Origin of the sequence: Bradyrhizobium sp., assembly GCF_016462955.1 — a bacterium.
Taxonomy (GTDB): Bacteria; Pseudomonadota; Alphaproteobacteria; order Rhizobiales; family Xanthobacteraceae; genus Bradyrhizobium.
The window spans coordinates 1-3,616 of the sequence record NZ_JAEMSD010000603.1; the positions used below are offsets into that span (position 1 = coordinate 1).

Sequence of the window (3,616 nt, forward strand, 5' to 3'; positions counted from 1 at the left end):
ATCATGTTCCGCGACATCACCACCTTGCTCGCGGATGCCCGCGCGTTCCGCCGTGCCGTGGACGAACTCGTCAATCCCTGGGCCGGCAACAAGATCGACAAGGTGGCCGGCATGGAAGCGCGCGGCTTCATCATCGGCGGCGCTGTGGCGCATCAGCTCTCAGCCGGCTTCGTGCCGATCCGCAAGAAGGGCAAGCTGCCGCACACCACCGTGCGGATCGCTTACTCCCTGGAATACGGCATCGACGAGATGGAGATGCATGTTGACGCGATCCAGCCCGGCGAGCGCGTGATCCTGGTCGACGACCTCATCGCCACCGGCGGCACCGCGGAAGGCGCGGTGAAGCTCTTGCGCCAGATCGGCGCCAACGTCGTCGCCGCCTGCTTCATCATCGACCTGCCCGAGCTCGGCGGGGCCGCCAAGCTGCGCGCCATGGACGTGCCGGTGCGCACGCTGATGACGTTCGAAGGGCATTGAGCTGGGTTAGAACGTCGCTCGGGCTTGTCTCGCTTGGATGGCTGCCGACTCCAGCCTCGGTCCACCTCTCCCGTAGGGAGAGGTCGGATCGCATCGTAAGATGCGATCCGGGTGAGGGGTTGCGGTCTCAATAATCGCTGCGGCCCCTCCCGGATTGCTCTGGACGATGCTTCGCATCGCCAAACGCTCTCCCCGTTGGGGAGAGGTAAACACCGAGTTCGCCGGCCGAGCACTCTACGACCGCTGCAATATCAGGGTGAGTTCCAGCTCCCGGAAGGCAATGTAATTGCGCCGGGTCCATTGGTGTAGCTCGGTCGAGGAGTCCTTCTCCTGGCGCAGGTAGCCGGTGAAGGAAAAATTCAGCCGGTCGATATAGGTCTTCAGGAAACCCGGCAGCGCGGGCAGGCGGAACAGCCGGCCGGCTCCCATCGCCGCGGGCAGCTCGCCGCGCACGACATATTCGTTGTCCACCGTGACCAGGTTCATCCGCGGGATCTGCCCGCGCAGCATCTCGTGGGCGCGGGCCGAGACGCGGTCGGTGTCGGCGACGAACAGGATCTGGGGTGCCACATGCCGGCGCGCCGCCTCCTTCAGCAGTCCGATCTCGTCCGTCATCTTGAAGAACTCGTCGAAGGCGTGGAAGCCGAGGTCGATGACCTTGGCAACACCGTCATCGACGATGACACGGTCCATCAGCTGCATTTTGCCGTAGGTGTCGATCACATCGGCGGTCTCGGTCACCTTCGGCAGGTAATCGAGCAGTGACGGCTCCTTCAGATTGACGTCGAACGCCGCGACGTTGCCGTTCTTGAGCAGAAGGAATTCCGTCAGCAGCCGCGCCAGCAAGGTCTTGCCGACCTGCGGGCGGGGCGAGCAGATGATGTAGACGGGTGTCGCGGGCATCGCCAGCTATTATCTGCGCCGACTCACCGCCCGATCCAGCCGTATCCACACGGCTTGCGCAACTATTTTTCGCTGTTGCGGGTCACCGGCTTCGAACCGACGATGTCGGTCAGGCGGATGCGGTCGAATTCGCTCCAGACATTGGCGAGCCAGTGCCGGACATAGCCGCGCAACACGAACGAATAGTTCGCGGCCTCGTCGTTGATGCCCTTGTTGGCGACGAATTTCAGGAACGGGACGGAGGACACCTCGACCTGCTCATAGGCCATTTCGTTGAGCTTGGGGATGGTCAGCTCGGTCGCGTCCTTGATGCGGTGGAAGTAGGAATTGTAGGTCGCCTGGTCCCACTGGAAGAACTGGGTGTCGTTGATGAAGTTCTTGACCAGGAAATATTTCGCGCCGCCCATGAAACCTGCGGTCTCGGCGATCTCCTCCAGCGAGGCAATCGAGGGTCCCAGGATGTGGAACACCGCGAAGGTGATCTGGCCGGCCTTGGCGGCGTCGAGGAAGCCGATATCGCGCAGCGAGGCCAGCGCGGGCGAGAGCAGGCCAGCGCGGACGTCGATCACGGTGACCGAAGGGCTGACAGCGTTGAGCGTGTCGAAGATCTTCATCTGGTCGGACGTCGTCGTCATATCGACGATTTCGGTGATATCAGGGTGGAAGCGCTTCAGGGTTCCGCGCGGCGACTCCGTGTCGAAGGCGCGCGTCGGCACGTTGTTGGCCGAGAAATAATCGAGCAGGGTGCGCGATACCGTGGTCTTGCCGACCCCGCCCTTGTCCGCGCCCACCACAACCACTGCCGGCTTTGCCATCGCTGTCCCCTAACGCGCGCCCCCGATCGCGATGTCGCAATCGGCCGGGCCCCAAATCGATGTCCCGAAAGACGTCCCGAGTCTGCTGTTGGGCGCGAACATGGCAGAAACAAGGGAGAATTCAATTCCGCAGGCCGCAGTTACGGCAATTCCCGAGGTTTTTCCCGGTCGTCGTGAAACCCGCCGCAAACCACGGCTGATTGGGTGGCTCAATGGCGGCCCCACGGTCCCATCGGGCTACCTGCGGAGGTTCCTGAAGGGTTTGGCGCGGGCACGGCCGGCGGATTACCCGGAGCGTCGGCGTCGCTCCATGGCCCGTGCCGCGGCGTCGGCAGGACATCCTGCGCATCACCCTGCGCCTCGACGTGCTCGGTCTCGTCGGTGGGATCCGGCAACGGGCCGGGATCGCGCCCGCCGGCGAACTTGACCAGCGCGTCGACCCTGGACTGCACGGAAGGATGGGTTGCGAACAGATCGGCAAAGCCCTCGCGGGGATTGTCGACGCAGAGCTCCATCACCGCCGAGGTCGCGCCGGGAAGTTCGCCGCGGCCCTCGATCTTGCGCAGCGCCGAGATCATGGCGTCGGGGTCTTTCGTCAGCTCGACCGAGCCGGCATCGGCGAGATATTCGCGCGACCGCGACAGCGCGAGCTTGACCACCTGGGACAGCAGCCAGGCCACCACGATCAGCACGATCGCGATGACGACCACGATCACCGCGCCGCCGCCGGAGCTCTTGCTGTCGCTCGATGACGAGGACGAGCGCGACGACGAGGACGAGCCGGAGGACCACGAGCCGCCGGAGCCGGAGTTCCAGTTGAGATTGGTAAACAGGCGGAAGAACAATTCGCCGAAGAAGCCGACCACGCCGGCGATGATGACGGCGACGACCATGAGCTGCACGTCACCGTTCCTGATGTGGGTCAGCTCGTGGCCGAGCACGGCCTCGATCTCCCTGTCATCGAGCGCATCGAGCAGGCCCGTGGTGACGGTGATGGAGTATTGCCTGGGATTGAGGCCAGCCGCGAACGCGTTCAGCGCCGGGCTCTCCATGATCTTCAGCTTCGGCATGGTGATGCCGCGCGAGATGCAGAGGTTTTCCAGCAGATTGTAGAGCCGCGGTTCCTCCTGCCGGGTGACCGCGTGGCCGCCGGTCACGGCGTCGATCATCGACTGGTGGAAAAAATAGGCGATCACGGTCCAGGCCGCCGCCACGACCGTGGCGACAGGCGCTGCGACCTTCAGATCCTGGAAGGCGTGGCTCAGATAGAAGGCGACGGTCCGGTTGCCGTCGATGAGGACTTCTGCAACGAGAGCGCCGGCAAAGACCAGCACGTAGACCAGCATGAACAAGCCGGCGAGCAGCAGCATCGAACGAAACCTGTTCGAGGCGATGTGCGTGTAGAGACCATACGCGGCCAT

At 63.8% G+C, this 3,616-nt stretch carries 4 protein-coding genes; 1 reads left to right on the top strand and 3 read right to left on the bottom strand.

Annotated features, from left to right (window positions below; genetic code table 11):
- Nucleotides 1–477, top strand: a 477-nt coding sequence (locus JHD07_RS35275) for an adenine phosphoribosyltransferase (RefSeq protein ID WP_291630589.1), incomplete at its 5' end; no start/stop codon positions are given.
- A 234-nt stretch (nt 478–711) separates the two neighbouring features.
- Here the strand turns inward: JHD07_RS35275 and JHD07_RS35280 are convergent.
- The 3 genes from JHD07_RS35280 to JHD07_RS35290 all read right to left on the bottom strand — a co-directional run.
- Complete coding sequence (locus JHD07_RS35280) at nt 712–1,380, bottom strand: hypothetical protein (protein WP_291630592.1); 669 nt, start codon at nt 1,378–1,380, stop codon at nt 712–714.
- Nucleotides 1,381–1,442: 62 nt separating this feature from the next.
- Nucleotides 1,443–2,195, bottom strand: a complete 753-nt coding sequence (locus JHD07_RS35285) for a hypothetical protein (RefSeq protein ID WP_291630595.1) — start codon at nt 2,193–2,195, stop codon at nt 1,443–1,445.
- Nucleotides 2,196–2,404: 209 nt separating this feature from the next.
- Nucleotides 2,405–3,616 (bottom strand): M48 family metallopeptidase (locus tag JHD07_RS35290; protein ID WP_291630597.1); only part of this gene is annotated, 1,212 nt, incomplete at its 5' end.

What these genes read in the sequence shown, in the direction of transcription:
- JHD07_RS35285 (WP_291630595.1), bottom strand. Translation starts at nt 2,195, where the DNA reads ATGGCAAAGCCGGCAGTGGTTGTGGTGGGCGCGGACAAGGGCGGGGTC.
- JHD07_RS35280 (WP_291630592.1), bottom strand. Translation starts at nt 1,380, where the DNA reads ATGCCCGCGACACCCGTCTACATCATCTGCTCGCCCCGCCCGCAGGTC.